General features: G+C 66.0%; 14 protein-coding genes. 2 read left to right on the top strand and 12 right to left on the bottom strand.

All coding sequences use genetic code 11. The features are described 5' to 3' along the window. Positions 1–1,915: M4 family metallopeptidase (locus GTP69_RS29715; protein ID WP_161058240.1), on the top strand; the 1,915-nt coding region annotated here is incomplete at its 5' end. Between the two features lie 9 nt (positions 1,916–1,924). On the opposite strand, the gene GTP69_RS29710 is transcribed toward GTP69_RS29715, so the two are convergent. Further along, a complete protein-coding gene (locus GTP69_RS29710) occupies positions 1,925–3,475 on the bottom strand; it encodes a CehA/McbA family metallohydrolase domain-containing protein (protein ID WP_229261211.1) in 1,551 nt (516 codons plus the stop codon). A gap of 157 nt (positions 3,476–3,632) precedes the next feature. On the opposite strand from GTP69_RS29710, the gene GTP69_RS29705 reads away from it, so the two are divergent. After that, positions 3,633–4,859, top strand: a complete 1,227-nt coding sequence (locus tag GTP69_RS29705; protein ID WP_161058238.1) for a M24 family metallopeptidase — start codon at positions 3,633–3,635, stop codon at positions 4,857–4,859. 7 nt (positions 4,860–4,866) lie between these two features. On the opposite strand, the gene GTP69_RS29700 is transcribed toward GTP69_RS29705, so the two are convergent. The 11 genes from GTP69_RS29700 to paaD all read right to left on the bottom strand — a co-directional run bounded on the left by GTP69_RS29700 (position 4,867) and on the right by paaD (position 17,294). After that, entirely contained in the window at positions 4,867–7,050 is a 2,184-nt protein-coding gene (locus tag GTP69_RS29700) for a tetratricopeptide repeat protein (RefSeq protein ID WP_161058237.1), read from the bottom strand. Positions 7,051–7,058: 8 nt separating this feature from the next. Then, complete coding sequence (locus tag GTP69_RS29695) at positions 7,059–7,397, bottom strand: hypothetical protein (RefSeq protein WP_229261210.1); 339 nt, start codon at positions 7,395–7,397, stop codon at positions 7,059–7,061. A 177-nt stretch (positions 7,398–7,574) separates the two neighbouring features. Continuing rightward, positions 7,575–9,620 (bottom strand): phenylacetic acid degradation bifunctional protein PaaZ, encoded by a 2,046-nt coding sequence (gene paaZ, locus GTP69_RS29690; RefSeq protein WP_161058235.1) that lies wholly within the window; start codon positions 9,618–9,620, stop codon positions 7,575–7,577. A 15-nt stretch (positions 9,621–9,635) separates the two neighbouring features. Next, positions 9,636–10,247 (bottom strand): phenylacetic acid degradation protein PaaY, encoded by a 612-nt coding sequence (locus GTP69_RS29685; protein WP_161058234.1) that lies wholly within the window; start codon positions 10,245–10,247, stop codon positions 9,636–9,638. A 2-nt stretch (positions 10,248–10,249) separates the two neighbouring features. Continuing rightward, a complete protein-coding gene (pcaF, locus tag GTP69_RS29680) occupies positions 10,250–11,455 on the bottom strand; it encodes a 3-oxoadipyl-CoA thiolase (protein ID WP_161058233.1) in 1,206 nt (401 codons plus the stop codon). A gap of 10 nt (positions 11,456–11,465) precedes the next feature. After that, the gene (gene paaK, locus GTP69_RS29675) at positions 11,466–12,776 is read right to left on the bottom strand and encodes a phenylacetate--CoA ligase PaaK (RefSeq protein WP_161058232.1); all 1,311 of its coding nucleotides are present in this window, start codon (positions 12,774–12,776) and stop codon (positions 11,466–11,468) included. A 13-nt stretch (positions 12,777–12,789) separates the two neighbouring features. Further along, a complete protein-coding gene (paaI, locus tag GTP69_RS29670; protein ID WP_161058231.1) occupies positions 12,790–13,284 on the bottom strand; it encodes a hydroxyphenylacetyl-CoA thioesterase PaaI in 495 nt (164 codons plus the stop codon). After that, on the bottom strand, positions 13,277–14,857 hold the full coding sequence (paaH, locus tag GTP69_RS29665; protein ID WP_161058230.1) for a 3-hydroxyacyl-CoA dehydrogenase PaaH: 1,581 nt from the start codon (positions 14,855–14,857) through the stop codon (positions 13,277–13,279). The genes paaI and paaH overlap by 8 nt, the downstream gene beginning before the upstream one ends. A gap of 1 nt (position 14,858) precedes the next feature. Further along, complete coding sequence (paaG, locus tag GTP69_RS29660; RefSeq protein ID WP_161058229.1) at positions 14,859–15,668, bottom strand: 2-(1,2-epoxy-1,2-dihydrophenyl)acetyl-CoA isomerase PaaG; 810 nt, start codon at positions 15,666–15,668, stop codon at positions 14,859–14,861. A 13-nt stretch (positions 15,669–15,681) separates the two neighbouring features. Further along, entirely contained in the window at positions 15,682–16,761 is a 1,080-nt protein-coding gene (gene paaE, locus GTP69_RS29655; protein WP_161058228.1) for a 1,2-phenylacetyl-CoA epoxidase subunit PaaE, read from the bottom strand. A gap of 5 nt (positions 16,762–16,766) precedes the next feature. Then, positions 16,767–17,294, bottom strand: a complete 528-nt coding sequence (paaD, locus tag GTP69_RS29650; RefSeq protein ID WP_161058241.1) for a 1,2-phenylacetyl-CoA epoxidase subunit PaaD — start codon at positions 17,292–17,294, stop codon at positions 16,767–16,769. Between the last annotated feature and the right edge of the window lie 92 nt (positions 17,295–17,386).

The raw sequence follows: 17,386 nt of genomic DNA, 5'->3' as shown, positions 1-17,386 counted from the left end.
GCCGGCGCTGCCGGCGCCGGCCGACCTCACGCCGGCCATCAGCGCCGACGACGCCATCCGCGTGGCGGTGCAAGCCATCGCCCCCGGCGGCACCCACCGCTGGCCGCCCAGCGCCGAACTGCTGATCTACCCGGTGATGAAAACCGTGCGCGCGGCCAGCGCCGCCAACAAGCCGGAAGAACAACTCAACGCGCTGGACGTGCAGGAAGTGGTGGACCGCTACGCGCTGGCCTACCTGGTGCAGCTGCGCATGGCGCTGAACGGCAAAGTGATTTACTACGACGTGGTGGTCGACGCCCGCAGCGGCGCCATCATCACCCAATGGCCGGCGTTGAAAACCGTGATCGGCAGCGGCAACAGCCAGTACAACGGCGTGGTGCCGATCAGCACCTCAGCCAGCGCCGGCGGCTTCCAGATGCTCGACAGCGCGCGCGGCACCGGCGGCCAGTTCGGCGGCATGGCCATCACCAACGCCAACCACAGCTCGCCCAACAATCCCAACCCCGGCAGCATCTACACCAACAGCAGCAACACCTGGGGCGACGGCAAGCAATACAGCGGCGGCAGCACCACCGACGCCAACGGCCAGACCGCCGCCGTCAACGCCCTGTGGGGCCTGATGAACACCTACGACACCAACCGCAACGTGCTGGGTTGGCAGTCACTGGACGGCAACAACACCGCCACCTACATCGCCGCCCACGTCGGCACCGCCTACGACAACGCCTTCTACGACGACAGCTGCCACTGCATGTACATCGGCGACGGCAACAGTTTTTACAGCCTGGGGGCGATCGACGTCATCGGCCACGAAATGTCGCACGGCGTCACCGCATCCACTGCGGACCTGATCTACGCGGGCGAATCGGGCGGCCTGAATGAATCCAACTCCGACATCGGCGGCGAAATGGTGGAAGCCTACGCCCGCGCCGGCGGCACCGGCGCCGTGGTTCCCGCCAGCGGCAACGACTGGATGATGGGCACGGAAATCAGCAAGAGCGGCGAACCGCTGCGCTGGATGTATAAGCCGCACAAGGATGGCAGCAGCCCGGATGCCTGGAGCACCAGCCTGAAAAACCTCGACGTGCATTACTCCAGCGGCCCGAATAACCGCATGTTCTACTTCCTGTCGCAAGGTTCGAAAGCCGATCCGGCCAGCGACTACTACAGCGCCTTCCTGACGCGCGCGCCGGCCGCCATGACCGGCATCGGCAACGACAAGGCCTACCGCATCTGGTTCAAGGCACTGACCACCAAGTTCACCTCGGCCACCAACTACGCCGATGCGCGCAACAAGGTGCTGCAGGCGGCGCAGGAACTGTATGGCGCCAGCTCCAAGGAAGCCATCGCCGTGCAGCGCGCCTACGCCGCCATCAACGTCGGCGCGGATGTCGATGAGGAAGGCGGTGACGGTGGTGGCGGCGGCGGGGGCGGAGGTGGCGGCGACGCCGTCGAGCAGGTGCGCAACGGCGGCTTTGAAAGCGGCGCCACCGGCTGGAGCGGCAGCATCGGCGTCATCACCGCCAACAGCGCACAGGCGCCGTACGAAGGCACGCGCTACGCCTGGCTGGGCGGCAACGGCCGGCGCAGCACCGAAACGCTGACGCAGCAAGTGCAGATCCCCGCCACCGCCAGCAGCGCGCAACTGAGCTTCGCGCTGCACATCGACACCGCCGAAACCAAGAGCACCGTCTACGACACCATGACGGTCACGGTAGTCCCGGCCGGCGGCAGTGGCGCGACAGCCACGCTGGCCACCTACACCAACCTGACGCCGGCCGCCGGCTACCAGCTTCGCAGCTTCGACCTGCTGCCGTACAAAGGCCAGACCGTGACGCTGTCGTTCGCCATGCGCGAAGACCGCAGCAAGCAGACCTCCTTTGTGCTCGACAAAGTCAGCCTGCTCACCAAATAACGCGCTGAATCAGCGCAGCGTGACGAACACCGGATTCGAATAGAACCACAGGCTGCGGTAATTGCGGTCGTTGATATCGTTGAAGCGCTGGGTGTTGTCAGTGGTGCCGGTACGCTGATCGGCCAGCGGTTCGCCGTTGGCCGTCAGCCCCGCCACATCGACGCCCAGATTGGTGCCGCGCAGACGGAAGTACTGGTTCTTCGACGCCGTGGTTTCATACGTCACGCTGTAGTAGCCGTCCGCATCCACCTTCCAGTCGGCCGCCGTAAAGCGCTTGACCACGCGCGTGCTGGCATTGGTGGCCACACTGTAGGCCGCACTGCCCGGCGTCGCCTTGGCGCCGACATCGCCGACGATCAGATCGACGTGATCGACCACCGACTTGACGTTGGCCGCCGTGCCACTATCGACCGGCTTCTCGTAGTTATTTTTTGCCGGCGTCTTGAAGCGAATCGTGATGGTGACCTTGTCGCCACTGACCGCCTTCAACTCGCCGCCCATCTCCTTGCGGTCATCCTTGGTGGACAGGTTGAAGTCCAGCGCGTTGATCAAATCGCCGTAGACCGAGAACATCTTGCCCGAGCGCAGACCTGCCAGCAGATCCTTGGCCGCCGGCTTGCCGGTGCCGCTGTTGAACACATAGTTCTTCGCATACTCGCCCGGGAAGTAACCGCTGCTGTTACCGCCGACGATCTTGAAGTGCGTGTCCGAATCGGTCAGGTTCCAGATATGGCGGCCCTCGCCCAGCAGCGCATCCCACGGCCCGCCCAACTTGGCCACCACGTAATCGACACCGCCGTAGACGCGCAGCAGCGCGTTGTCATCGGTGTAGGCAGCGGTGTAGCCGCCACGGTCCGGCTCCATCTGGTTGCCGACCATGCCTTCGATGGCGAACATGATGTTCGGCGCGGTGTCGTTGAAGGCGCGGAAGTCGGCAATGGTGTAGCTGCCCTTGTTGCGCGACGGGTGATTGATCACCGCATAGCTGGTGTCGGGATAATTCGTCTTCAGCCAGGTGAAGGCCTGCAGCGCATCGTCGGCGGTCTTGTTGTAGCGCGTCTCGCCGTACTTGACCTTCCACGCCGCCACATCGGCCGCATCGAACATCGCCGCATCGCGGGTGGTGAACAGATACTCGAATTCCTTCAGGCCCTTGGTGCTGCCATCCATCAGCGCCACGCCAATGTGATCGTGGGTCGGCATATCCCATTCGACGCCGGAGAAAATCAGCTTGTCGGCATAGGTGCCACCGGCCTGCAAAGCCTGGATGCGCGGCGTCTCGTAACGCTCCACACCGAGCGACATCGGAATCTGCGCCGCCAGCGTGGCGCCCTTCTCGTCGCGGGTCGACACGCGCAGGTGATTGGTCACCGCCATCCAGTCCAGGCCATAGGTGGTGAAAGCCTTGGCCAGCACCTTGTCCAGCGTCTGGCTGACGTCCGCGTCGGCCGACTGCGTGGTGTGCGTGTGGAGGTCACCGGCGATCCAGCGGCCAGCAGGCAATGGCGGCGTGGTGTTCAGCGGTTCATTATCGCCGCCGCAGGCAACGACGGCCAACATGACGGCGATAGTGGAAGGAATGAGCAATCTTTTAGGCGACATTTTTTATAATCCTGAAGTGTAAAACAAACGAGCCGGCAACATAACATTCGTGTGTTACGGCCGAATGACCTGCTATCATCTTTGGCTTGTTTGCACATCACATCAGGATATAAAAATGACTATTGGCGGAAAGACCATCGACCAGGCGCTGGCCTCCTTATCGGACATGACCGCCGGCGCGGTCCCCATCGGCAAAGACGAATACCTGCAGCGCATCGCCCGCGCGCAAGCCTATATGCAGGCACAGGGCATCGCCGCCATCTACATCAACGCCGGCGCCAACCTCACCTACTTCACCGGCACCAAGTGGTACGCCAGCGAACGCATGGTCGGCGCGATCCTGCCGGCGCAAGGCGCCGTTGAATACATCGCACCCGCGTTTGAAGAGAGCACGCTGAAGGACTTCATGCTGGTCGAAGGCGCCGTCAATTGCTGGGAAGAGCACGAGAGCCCATACGCGCTGTTCATCGCTGTGCTGAAACGCATGGGCATTGCGCCGAATTCTGCACAAGCGCCGCGCATCGGCATTTGCGAAAGCGCCGCCTTCTTCATCTACGACGGCATCCGTCCTTTGGCAGAGGGCTACGCGCTGGAGAACGCACGCAACGTCACCGCGCACTGCCGCACCCGCAAATCGGCCGCCGAAATCGCGCTGATGCAGCGCGCCAAGGACATGACCATGGCGGTGCACATCGCCACCGCCAGCATGCTGCACGAAGGGATCACCACCAAGGAAGTGGAAGAGTTCATCGACCGCGCCCACCGCAAGGTCGGCGCCTCGGCCGGTTCCTACTTCGTGATCGTGCTGTTCGGCGAAGCCACCGCCTACCCGCACGGCGTCAGCTACATGCAGACGCTGAAGGCCGGCGACACGGTACTGATCGACACCGGCTGCAAACTGCATAACTACATTTCCGACATCACCCGCACCTACGTGTATGGCCCGATCAGCGAGCGTCAGCGCTCGGTGTGGAACAGCGAGAAGAAAGCGCAAGCCGCCGCCTTCGCCGCCGCGCAACTCGGCGTACCGTGCGAGGAAGTCGACGCCGCCGCCCGCCGTTCGCTGGAAGCCGACGGCTTCGGACCCGGCTACAAGTTGCCAGGCCTGCCGCATCGCACCGGTCATGGCATCGGCCTCGATATCCATGAGTGGCCATACCTGGTGGGCGGCGACAAGACGCCGCTGGATGTCGGCATGTGCTTCTCGAACGAACCGATGATCTGCATCCCCGGCGAATTCGGCGTGCGCCACGAAGACCACTTCTACATGACCGAACAGGGTCCGAAGTGGTTCACCGAACCGGCGCACAGCATCGACGATCCGTTCGGCCTGCAGCGCTAAGCAGGGTTCAGCGCAGCAGGCGCAGGTCGGCCGCCACTTGTTCCACCAGCGGCGTCCAGTCGCCACGCTGCGCCTGGCGGTACAGCGTGGCGCTCGGATACCACGGACTGCCGGCGCCCTGCTCCAGCCAGCGCCACTCGAACGGCGCTTGCAGCATGAGCCACACCGGCACTCCCAGCGCGCCGGCCAGATGCGCCACACTGGTGTCGACCGTAATCACCAGATCCAGCACCGCGCACAAGGCGGCGGTGTCGGCAAAGTCGCGCAGCTGGTCGGCCAGTTGCAGCACCGGCAGCGTATCGAGCAAGGCCTGATCGTCCGGCCGCACTTCCTTTTGCAGACTAATGAAATCGCACGGCGCGTCGAACAAGGCGGTCAGCAGCGGCAGCGGCAAGCTGCGGTTGTGGTCATTCTGATTGACCGCGCTGCCGCTCCACACCACGCCCACGCGTGGCCGCATGCGCGGTCCCAGCGCGGCGCGCCAGTGCGCCACCCTGTCCGCACCCGGCGCAAGATAGGGCATGGCGGCGGGCACGCTGTCGAGCCGCGTATCGAAGGCCAGCGGTAAACTCATCAGCGGACTGTGATAGTCGAACGGCGGCAGTGCATCGCCCTTGACGACGATACGGCTGACGCCTTCCAGTGTCCCCATCAACGCCACCAGCGCCGGTTTGACTTCCAGCACAACGATCGCGCCACGCTGCGCCAACAGCGGCGCATAGCGGCAGAACTGGATGGTGTCGCCGAAACCCTGCTCCGCGTGCAGCAGGATGGTCTTGCCGGCCAGCGGCTCGCGGCCGGTCCACGCAGGCTGCGCGAAATCGCGCTGCTTTTTAAACAGGTCCAGCGTCTCCGCCTTCCAGCGATATTCGTAATCGCGCCAGCCTTGCTGGTAGTCGCCGCGCCGCAGATGCACCAGCGCGCGGTTCCAGCGCGCCAGCGCATTGCCGGGATCGAGCGCAATGGCGCGCTCGTAGTTGGCCATCGCCTGATCGGCCAGACCAAGTTGATCCTGCACGCTGCCAAGATTGGTGTAGCCTGCCGTGTTGCGCGGCGCCAGCTGCACCACTTGCTGGTAGCTTTGCAGCGCCTCTTCGTAACGCGCGGCGCCGCGCAGGATCACGCCACGGGTCAGATGGAACTCGGCGCTGTCCTGCTTCAACGCCAGCGCGCGGCCGATGCTGAGCAGCGCCTCGTCGCGCTGCGTGGCGGCGTTGAGCGCGCGCGCATGCTGCTGCCACAGGACGGCATCGCCGTCGTCCAAGCGCAGCGCAGCGGCGAAGTGACGTGCGGCAGCCGGCGCGCGGTCTTGCGCCAGCAGTTCTTCGCCGAGGCGGCGGTAAGCGGCCAGTTGTTCGCGCCGCAGCTTGTTGGCCGTGGCCTCGGCCCGTTGCGCATCGTCGCGGCGGGACAATTGGCGCAGCACGGCCGCGCGGCTGGCATGCGCCTCACGCCACTGCGGTTGCAGCGCGATAGCCTGGTCGTGGCTATTCAGCGCATCGTCCAGCCGCCCGGTCGCCGCCAGCAGCAAGCCAAGATTGTGATGCGCATCCGCGTAATCCGGCAGCAGCGTCAACGCCTGCCGCAGGCTTTGTGCGGCGTCGTCCAGCCGTCCCAACGCGTGCAGGATGGCGCCACGCTGGTTGTGCGCCTCAATGTTCTGTGGATTCAGGGCCAGCGCCTGCTCCGCGCTTTCCAGCGCCGGTACGTACTGGCCAAGCTGCCGCAGCACGGCCGCGCGCTGCTGCCATGCCTGGTCGTCGGCGTCGTTCAGCATCAGCGCCTGCTCGAAGCTGTGCAGTGCGTCCTGTGGCCGGGCCACCGCCAGCAGTACGGCGCCGCGATTGAACCAGGTATCTGCATCGGCGGCGTTGAGCGCCAGCGCGCGCGCGTAGCTGTCCAGCGCCTCTTCCAGCAATTGCTGTTCCTTGAGGGCATTGCCAAGATTGCTGTGCGCCGCCGCGTCGTCCGGCGCCAGCGCCAGCACCGAGCGGAAAAAGCCGGCGGCCATCTCGAAATTCCCGGTCTGGAAGCCGACGATGCCAACGTGGTACAGCGCATCGATATGGTCGGGCGCCAGCTTGAGCACCTGCTCGTAAGCCTGCATCGCCTGCGCCAGATCGCCGTCGCCATGAAATTGCAGGCCTTGGGCGAACAGCTGGCCGGCCTGCGGGGAATGCGGTTGCGTCATGGGAAAAGTCAGGCCTGAAGGCGCTTCAGGCGGAAGTAGAAGTAATACGGCGCGGTGACGTGCAGCGCACCGTCGGCGCCGGTGCGGATCACGACGCGGTTGGAGTCCCAGCGCATCCAGCGTGGGCCTTTGTAGTTGAAGATGCGGCCCTCGGCGGTTTCGCCGGCCGGCTTGAACCCTGCCTGCTCGATGCGGCCCAGGAAGCTGACACTACGTTCCGCCGGCACGCTGCCACGCACCGGCAGGCAGCCGAGCAGCGACGGCAGACCGCCGCCGATCGCGCCGAATAGCGCGCCGCGCGCGGCGGCGGACGGAATACCCGGCGCCACAACTATCCATAACAGCACAATGGCGCCAAAAAAACCACCGAAAAGCAACCAGTCACGCGTGGTGAGCAGAGGGTTGACGCCAATTGATTGTTTGATGAAGGAAGATCTCATTCCTTCATCATGCGCCAGTTTTGCGAAAAAATCAAAGTCAGCGGCGCCGCCCATGCGGCGCGACGCCTAACCACGCAGCGCGGTTCAGGCGCGCTTCATCACCAGCGTCAGGATGTCGTAGCTGGCCACCAGTTCGTCGCGCTGGTTGGTGACCTGCACGTCCCACGCCACCACGCCCTGGCCGACGCCCTTGTCGTCGGTACGGTTGCGGTCTACCTTGCGCTTGCAGGTAAGGCGCGCGCGGATGGTATCGCCAATCGCCACCGGCGCCACGAAGCGCAGGTTATCCAGCCCATAGTTGGCCAGCACAGGTCCCGGCGCCGGCGACACGAACAAGCCCGCCGCCGCCGACAGCACAAAGTAGCCGTGCGCGATGCGCTGGCCAAATTGCGTGTCCTTGGCCGCCACTTCGTCGAAGTGCATATAGAAGTAATCGCCGGAGACGCCGCCGAAGTTGACGATGTCCGCTTCGCTGACCGTGCGGCGATGCGTCAGCAGCGAGTCGCCGGTGGCCAGGTCTTCAAAGTATTTGCGGAACGGATGCACATCGTGCTCCTGCACCGCCGCGCCGCGCACGTATTCACCGGTGACGGCGGCCAGCATGGTCGGCGATCCCTGCACCGCCGCCCGTTGCAGGAAGTGGCGCACCGCGCGGATGCCGCCCAGTTCCTCGCCGCCGCCGGCGCGTCCCGGACCGCCGTGCTTTAGTTGCGGCAGCGGCGAACCGTGGCCGGTGGACTCCACCGACGCTTCGCGGTCCAGCACCAGCACGCGGCCGTGCGAAGCGGCCGCCATCGGCACCGCGTAGGCGGCGATGGCCGGCTCCTTGGTCACCAGCGTGGACACCAACGATCCTTTACCCCGCGCGGCCAGCGCCAGCGCTTCGTCGATGCCGTTGTAGCTGATAATGGTGCTGACAGGGCCAAACGCCTCGACATCGTGCACCGCGTCGTTGCGGTGACCGTCGCGGCACAGCAGCAGCGTCGGCGCGAAGAAGGCGCCTTCGGCCACACCCTCGCCCACCGGCTTGAAGCCATCGCGGGCGCTAAACAATACTTCGTTGCCGCGCGCGAGCAGCTCGACCCGTTCGGCGACATCACGCTGCTGGTCGCGCGAGGCCAGAGCGCCCATGCGCACGCCTTCCACCGACGGATCGCCGACGCTGATTTTCGCCAGCCGTTCACGCAGGCGGGTGCCGACCGCGTCCACCATCTGTTCCGGCACAATGATGCGGCGGATCGCGGTGCATTTCTGGCCAGCCTTGCCGGTCATCTCGCGCGCCACTTCCTTGACGAACAGGTCGAACTCGACGTCGTCCGGCGTGACATCCGGTGCCAGGATGGCGCAGTTGAGCGAATCCGCTTCGGCGGTGAACGGCACCGAGTTGGCGATCAGGTTGCGGTTCACGCGCAGCTTGGCGGCGGTATCGGCCGAGCCGGTGAAGGTCACCACGTCGGCGCCATTCAGGCGGTCCAGCAGGTCGCCGGTGCTGCCGATCACCAGTTGCAGCGCGCCGTGTGGCAGCAGGCCGGATTCGTGCATCATGCGCACCAGCGCTTCGGTCAGGTAGCTGGTGGCGCTGGCCGGTTTGCCGATGCACGGCATGGCGGCCAAAAAGCTTGGTGCGAATTTTTCCAGCAGGCCCCAGATCGGGAAGTTGAAGGCGTTGATGTGCACCGCCAGGCCGCCGCGCGGTACCAGGATGTGGGTGCCGGCGAAGCCGCCGTTCTTACTGAGTGCCATGGCCGGGCCTTCGTGCAGCACGTTGGACGACGGCAGTTCGCGGCTGCCCATACTGGCGTAGGCGAACAGCGTGCCGGTACCGCCTTCGATGTCGACCCAGCTGTCGGCGCGGGTGGCGCCGGTCTGGTGCGAGATGGCGTACAGCTCTTCCTTGCGTTCCAGCAGATACAGGGCCAGCGCCTTCAGGCGCGCGGCGCGCTGCTGGAAGTTCAGCTGCATCAGCGCCGGCACGCCGGTCTTGCGGGCGTAAGTGACGGCTTCGTCGAAGTCGATCTTGTCGGCGTGGGTATGGTAGATGACGGCGTTGGTCAGGGCGCTGTGCAGCGGCGCGGCGGCTTCGCTGCCGATCCAGCGGCCGGCGATAAAGCTTTGCAGGGTTGATGCCATGTTGGTCTCCGTTCGTTATGCTGAGGCGTTCTTGTGCAGGTGCAGCGGCAGGCTGCTGTCCCAGTCGATGCGCTTGCGGTCCGTCTCCGGCGCGGTCAGCGCCTCGGTTTCGCGCATGGTCTGCATCGAGCGTATCGCCAGCTCCTGGTATTGCGCGGTGCCGCCGGACTTCCACGCGATTTCGTCGTCGCGCAGTTCGCGCGCCACCTTGGCCGGCGATCCCATTGCCAGGCTGCGCGGCGGAATCTCCATGCCGGCGCGGACAAAGCTCATGGCGGCGACAATGCTGTCCGCGCCCACCACGGCGTTATCCATGATCACGCTGTTCATGCCGACCAGCGCGTTGCGGCCGATGCGGCAGCCATGCAGCACGGCGCCGTGGCCGATGTGACCATCGCGCTCCACCACCGTATCGCAGCCGGGGAAGCCGTGCATGACGCAGGTGTCCTGCAAGTTGGCCCCCTCCTCCAGTATCAACCGGCCAAAGTCGCCGCGCAGAGCGGCCAGCGGACCGATATAGCAGCGCGGCCCGACGATCACATCGCCGATCAGCACCGCGCTCGGATGCACGTAGGCGGTGGGGTCGACCACCGGCGTCACGCCATTAATTTCATAGACCTTGACCATGCTCACACCCGTTCGATGACGACGGCGATGCCCTGCCCGACGCCGATGCACATGGTGCACAGCGCATAGCGGCCACCGGTGCGTTCCAGCTGATGCAACGCCGCCAGCACCAGCCGCGCGCCGGAAGCGCCCAGCGGATGGCCGATGGCGATGGCGCCGCCGTTCGGATTGACGTGCGGCGCGTCGTCGGCCAGGCCCAGGTCGCGTGTGACCGCCAGCCCTTGCGCGGCAAACGCCTCATTCAATTCGATGACGTCCATGTCGGCGATGGTCAGGCCCAGTTGCGCCAGCACCTTCTTCGATGCCGGCGACGGCCCAAAGCCCATGATGCGCGGCGCCAGGCCAGCCGTGGCCATGCCCAGCACGCGCGCGCGCTTGCGCAGGCCATACTGCTCGGCCGCCGCGGCGGAAGCCAGCAGAATGGCGCAGGCGCCGTCGTTGACGCCGGACGCATTGCCGGCGGTGACAGTGCCATCCGGCCGCACCACGCCTTTCAGCTTAGCCAGCATCTCCAGCGTGGTCTCTGGGCGCGGATGCTCATCGGTGTCGACGATCTTCGGCTCGCCGCGTTTCTGCGGCAACGTGACCGGCACGATCTCGTCGCGGAACACGCCGGCGGCGTTGGCAGCGGCCCAGCGCTGCTGGCTGCGCAGCGCAAACGCATCCTGGTCGGCGCGGCTGATGCCGAATTCCTGCGCCACGTTTTCCGCCGTCTCCGGCATCGAGTCGATGCCGTGCGCAGCCTTCATCAGCGGATTGACGAAACGCCAGCCGATGGTGGTGTCCTCGATCTTGGCCGTGCGCGAAAACGCGCTGTCGGCTTTGCCCATGACGAAAGGCGCGCGCGTCATGCTCTCCACACCGCCGGCGATCACCAGCTGCGCCTCGCCGGACTTGATGGCGCGCGCCGCCATGCCCACCGCATCCAGCGACGAGCCGCACAGGCGGTTGATGGTGCTGCCCGGGACTTCCACCGGCAAGCCGGCCAGCAGCGCCGCCATGCGGGCGACGTTGCGGTTATCTTCGCCGGCCTGGTTGGCGCAACCGTAGTAGACCTCGTCCACGCGCGCCCAGTCGACGCCGGGATTGCGGGCGACCAGCGCGGCGATCGGCAGTGCCGCCAGGTCGTCGGTGCGCACGCCGGCCAGCGCGCCGCCGTAGCGGCCGAAGGGGGTGCGGATAGCGTCACAGATATAGGCTTGGTTCACGGTGTCTCCTTTAATTTTTCGGACGCTGGTCGACCACGCGGCGCGCCTTGCCGGTCAGCGTACGTTCAATGCCATTGGGCGGCAGCAGCCGGACCTTGGTGCTGACGCCGACGTTGGTCTTGATGCGCTGCTGTAGCTCGTTCGCCAGCGCTTCGACGTCACCGGCAGCGGTGTCGGCGCGCAGTTCGGCCAGCACCTCCAGTTTGTCGAGGTGGCCGTCGCGCGTCACCACCAGCTGGTATTGCGGCGACAGTTTCGGCATCTTGCAAATCAGTTCTTCGATCTGCGTCGGGAACACGTTGACGCCGCGGATGATCAGCATGTCGTCCGAGCGGCCGGTGATCTTGCCGATGCGGCGCATGGCGCGCGAAGTCGGCGGCAGCAGCCGCGTGAGGTCGCGCGTGCGGTAGCGGATGATGGGCAGCGCTTCCTTGCTGAGCGAGGTGAATACCAGTTCGCCCTCTTCGCCGTCCGGCAGCACTTCACCGGTTTCGGGATCGATGATCTCCGGGTAGAAGTGGTCTTCCCAGATCACCGGGCCGTCCTTGCTCTCGATGCATTCGCTGGCGACGCCGGGGCCCATCACTTCCGACAGGCCGTAGATGTCCACCGCGTCGATGCCGGCGCGCTGCTGGATTTCGGCGCGCATGGCGTCGGTCCACGGCTCAGCGCCGAAGATGCCGACCTTGAGCGAGCTGGCCGCCGGGTCGAGCCCCTGGCGCTGGAATTCCTCGATGATGTTCAGCATATACGACGGCGTGACCATGATGATCGACGGCTTGAAGTCCTGGATCAGCTGCACCTGTTTTTCGGTCTGGCCACCGGACATCGGCACCACGGTGCAGCCGAGACGTTCGGCGCCGTAGTGCGCACCCAGGCCGCCGGTGAACAGGCCGTAGCCGTAGGAGATGTGCACCATGTCGCCGCGCCGGCCGCCGGCGGCGCGGATCGAGCGCGCCACCACGTTGGCCCAGGTGTCGATGTCGTTCTGCGTGTAGCCAACCACCGTCGGCTTGCCGGTGGTGCCGCTCGACGCATGCACGCGCACCACGCGGTCCTGCGGCACGGCGAACAGGCCGAAGGGATAGTTGTCGCGCAAGTCCTTCTTGGTGGTGATCGGGAATTTGGCGATGTCGGCCAGCGTGCGCAGTTGGTCCGGATGGACGCCGGCGGCATCGAAGGCGGCGCGGTAGTGCTGTACGTTGTCGTAGGCGTGCTTCAGGGACCATTGCATGCGTTGCAGCTGCAAGGCCTGCAATTCGTCGCGGCTGGCGCGTTCGATCGGTTCCAGGTCGGACGGTTCGGGAATGCGTTGGACCATCGGTGTCTCCTCGTTATATGACTTCGCCGCTGATGCGGTGCGATTTTCCGCGGAACAGGGCGATCGTGCGGCCGTCCTGGTTGCTGACGTTGACGTCGTAGATGCCAGTCTTGCCGGCCAGCGTTTGTTCGGTGGCGCTGGCGGTAAGGACGTCGCCTTCACGGCCCGGCGACAGGTAGTCGATGGTGCAGCCGGCGCCCACGGTGACGTGGTTATGGCTGTTGCAGGCAAAGGCGAAGGCGCTGTCGGCCAGCGTGAAGATAAAGCCGCCGTGGCAGGTGGCGTGGCCGTTCAGCATGTCGGCGCGCACCGGCATCGACATGCGCGCGTGGCCGGGGGCGATGGCGTCGAGCGTCATGCCGAGCGATTGCGAAGCGGGATCGCGCGCATACATCGCCGCACCGACCGCTTCGGCCAGCGCTTGTGCTGTGGCCCCGTGCGCCGGTGCAGCGGTCTGCGGCGCCGCGGCGTGGACGCCAGCGGCAAGCCTGTCTGGCGACTTAGTCATGGAAGCGCCCTCCGCTCACCTGCTTGCGGCGCAGCAGCGGCGAGACGCGGTAGCGGTCCTCGCCGTAGCTGCTCGCCAGGTTGGCCAGCACGCGCACGATGTGTTCAATGCCGATGGCGTCGGCCCAGGCCAGCGGGCCTCGCGGGTAGTTGACGCCTTTCTGCATCGCGATGTCGGCAGCGGCGGCGCTGCACACGCCCTGGTTGACGGCGTCCGCCGCTTCGTTGGCCAGCATGGCGACGGTGCGCATGACGGCCATGCCGGGCAGGTCGTCCAGCCGCGTGACGGTGAAGCCGGCTGCCTGCAACAGGCCGACCACGGCATAGTATGCGGCCGGCGAACACTGGTCGGCGCAGGCGACGGCGATGCGCTTGGCGCTGCCGTAGTCCAGTGCGAGGTCGAACAGCACGGTGTCCGGGTGATGATTGTCGCTGGCGCGCTGAGTGGCGCTGCGGCCGTCGGTCAGGTAGATGGCGGCGCCGTTGCAGTGGAAAGCCGGCGCGTCGTCATGCGCGCCGGCGGGACGAATCGTTTCCGGCGTCTTGCGGTGCGTGATGTCGATGCCGGCCGCGCGCAGGCGGGCCGCCAGCGCATCGACCACGGCGCCGCCCACCGCGTGCGCCGCACTTCCCTGCTCGATGGTGTAGCTGACGTATTCCGGCTTCGGCTGCGGCGCTTCTGCCTGCGCTTGCGGTGCGGCTGCGTCGTCGCCATAGCGATAGAAGCCACGCCCCGTTTTGCGGCCGAGGAAACCGGCGTTGACCATCTCCTGTTGCAGCACCGACGGCGTAAAGCGCGGATCGCCGAAGTAGGCGTTGAAGACCGACTGCGTGACAGAGAAGTTGACGTCATGGCCGATCAGATCCATCAACTCGAATGGCCCCATGCGGAAGCCGCCGGCTTCGCGCAGCACGGCGTCGATGGTGGCGGCATCGGCGGCCTGCTCGTTCAGCAGGCGCCAGCCCTCGGCGTAGAACGGCCGCGCCACGCGGTTGACGATGAAGCCCGGCGTCGATTTGGCGTGCACCGGATTCTTGCCCCAGGCGGCGGCGGTGTCGTACACGGTCTGCGCGACGCCGGCGTCGGTGGCCAGGCCGCTGACCACTTCGCACAAGGCCATCAGCGGCACCGGATTAAAGAAGTGCATGCCCACCAGTCGCTCCGGCAGGCGCAGTCCCGCCGCAATCGCGGTGACGGAAATGGAGGAGGAATTGGTGGCCAGGATGCAGTCGTCGCCGACGATGCCCTCCAGTTGCGCGAACAAGGCGCGCTTGGCGTCGAGATTTTCGACGATGGCTTCCACCACCAGGCCGGCGCCGGCCACCGCATCGAGCGTGACGGCGGCGTGCACGCGGGCGATGGCGGCGGCGCAGTCGATGGCGCTCATGCGCTCCTTGGCGACCAGTTTGTTCAGCGCGGCGGCGATGTCGGAAATGGCCTTGGCCACCGCGGGCGGCCGCGTGTCGTACAGGTGCACCGTATATCCGGCTACCGCCGCCACCTGCGCGATGCCGGCGCCCATGGCGCCGCTGCCGATGACGGCGACCGCGCGTTCAGTATGCAGGGCCGCCATCTCAGCGCCCCTTGAATTGTGGCGCGCGCTTTTCCATGAAGGCGGCCACGCCTTCGCGGTAGTCGTCACTGCGGCCCAACTCGCTCATCATGGCGCACTCCAGCGCCAGCTGCTGTTGCAGGCTGTTTTGCGCGCTGGCGTACAGGGCCTGCTTGGTGAAGGCCAGTCCCTTGGTCGGCGCGCTGGCGAAGTGGCGCGCCATGGCCTGCACTTCTGCGGCGAAGGCGTCGTCCGCGATGGCTTTCCAGATCAGGCCCCAGGCTTCGGCTTTGTCGGCGGTCAGTTTTTCGCCCAGCATGGCCATGCCCATGGCGCGCGCGCTGCCCACCAGGCGTGGCAGGAAGTAGGTGCCGCCGGTGTCGGGGATCAGGCCCAGTTTGCAGAATACTTCGACGAACGAGGCGGATTGCGTAGCCAGCACGATGTCGCAGGCCAGCGCGATGTTGGCGCCGGCGCCGGCGGCGACGCCGTTGATGGCGCCGATCACCGGCAGCGGCAGCGCGCGCAGCGACTGCACCAGCGGTGCGTAGTTCTTTTCCACCGAGTCGCCCAGGTCGACCGGGCGCGCACCGGCGGCGCCTGGTCCCACGGCGCGGTCGGACAAGTCCTGGCCGGCGCAGAAGCCGCGTCCCGCGCCGGTCAGCACCAGCACGCGCGCCGCGCCGCTGGCCGCTTCGCTGGCGACGCGCTTCAGTGCGTGGCGCACTTCGTCGTGCATGGCTTGCGTGAAGCTGTTCAGTTTATCCGGGCGGTTGAGCGTCAGCGTGGCGATGCCGTCGCTGATGTCGAACAGGATGTTCTGGTAGTCCATGGTGTCTCCGTTTTTATTCGGCCTGGTCGAAGTCGATGACGACTTTGGCGGTGGTGGGGAAGCTCTGGCAGCTGAGGACATAGCCGCGCGCGATTTCGTAGTCTTCCAGCGCGTAGTTGACGTCCATGTCGACTTTTCCTTCGATGACTTTGCAGCGGCAGGTCGAGCACACGCCGCCCTTGCACGAGTAGCGCATGTCGAGGCCTGCGCGCAGGCCGGCGTCCAGCAGCGATTCCTTGTCCTGCTCCATGGTGAAGCTGGCGGCGTTGCCGTCCATGATGACGGTGACTTCGGTGTGCTGGTGGGCGGCGGCGGCGGTCGCGGCGCGCGGCTGGTGCGCGTGTTTCGGGATGCTGGCGGCGAACAGTTCGATCTTGATCTGCGATTTCGGCATGCCGGCTTCCTGCAGCGCTTCGGAGACGCCGTGCATCATGTCTTCCGGGCCGCAGATGAAGGCGACGTCGATGTCTTCCGCGCGCACCCAGTATTTGAGGAATTGCGCGGCTTTTTCCTTGGTGATGCGGCCGTTGAACAAGTCGATGTCCTGCTGCTCGCGGCTCATGACGTAGGCGATTTTCAGGCGTTCCAGGTAGGTGTCCTTCAGGTCCGATAGTTCGTCCTTGAAGATCACCGACGACGAGGCGCGGTTGCCGTAGAAGAGCGTGAACTGGCTTTCCGGTTCGGTGGCCAACGTGGTCTTGATGATCGACAGGATGGGCGTAATGCCGCTGCCGGCGGCGAAGGCCAGGTAATGCTTTTTGTTGGCGGCGTCCAGCGGCACGTTGAAGTGGCCCGACGGCGGCATGACGTCGATGGTGTGGCCGACTTGCAGCGTGTCGTTGGCCCAGCTGGAGAACAGGCCGCCCTGGGTGCGCTTGATGGCCACGCGCAGCACGCCGTCCTGCACGGCGGAGCAGATCGAGTAGGAGCGGCGCACGTCTTCGTCGCCGATCTGCGCGCGTAGGGTGAGGTGCTGGCCTTGCTGGTACTGGAAGCTGTGCTGCAATTCGGCCGGCACGGCGAAGGTGACGGCGATGGTGTCGCGCGTTTCGTTGCGCACGTGGGCGATGGTCAGCGGGTGGAATTTGCTCATGGCGGTCAGTGGCACTTGAAGTAGTCGAACGGTTCGCGGCAGTCCAGGCATTTGTACAGCGCCTTGCAGGGCGTGGAGCCGAACTGGCTGGTGATCTCGGTGTGCTGCGAGCCGCAGTGTGGGCAGGCGACGATTGGTGCGGCCACGGCGCGGCGGGCGACGGCGGCTGCGGCGCTGCGGCCGGCAGCGCTCCTGCTCCCCGCCCGTAAGCCGCTGATGTCGATCACCTGCCGCGCCGGTGGGGCGATGCCGTAGCCTTTCAGTGCGACTTTGCCGGCGTCGCTCATCCAGTCGGTGGTCCAGGCGGGCGAGATCTGGTTGTGCAGGCGGACTTGCGCCACCCCGTGCGCGTGCAGCGCATCGGTGATGGCGTCGGCGATGACTTGCATCGCCGGGCAGCCGGAGTAGGTGGGCGTGATGGTGACGTCGCACGCGCCGTCGGCCGCCACGCGCACGTCGCGCACGATGCCCAGGTCGACGATGCTGATGACCGGGATTTCCGGATCGGGTACTTCGCCGAGCCAGGCCCAGATTTGCTCAGCGGAGGCTCCCGCCTGCGCGGGAGCGACGGCGGCGCGGCGCGGCGCATCGGCGGTGCTGCGGGCCGCACCTGCGTTGCGGGCCG

Source organism: Duganella levis (genome assembly GCF_009857605.1).
Lineage (GTDB): Bacteria > Pseudomonadota > Gammaproteobacteria > Burkholderiales > Burkholderiaceae_D > Rugamonas > Rugamonas levis.
The sequence above is the reverse complement of the archived record's forward strand: the minus strand, read 5'-3'. Positions and strand labels throughout refer to the sequence as shown.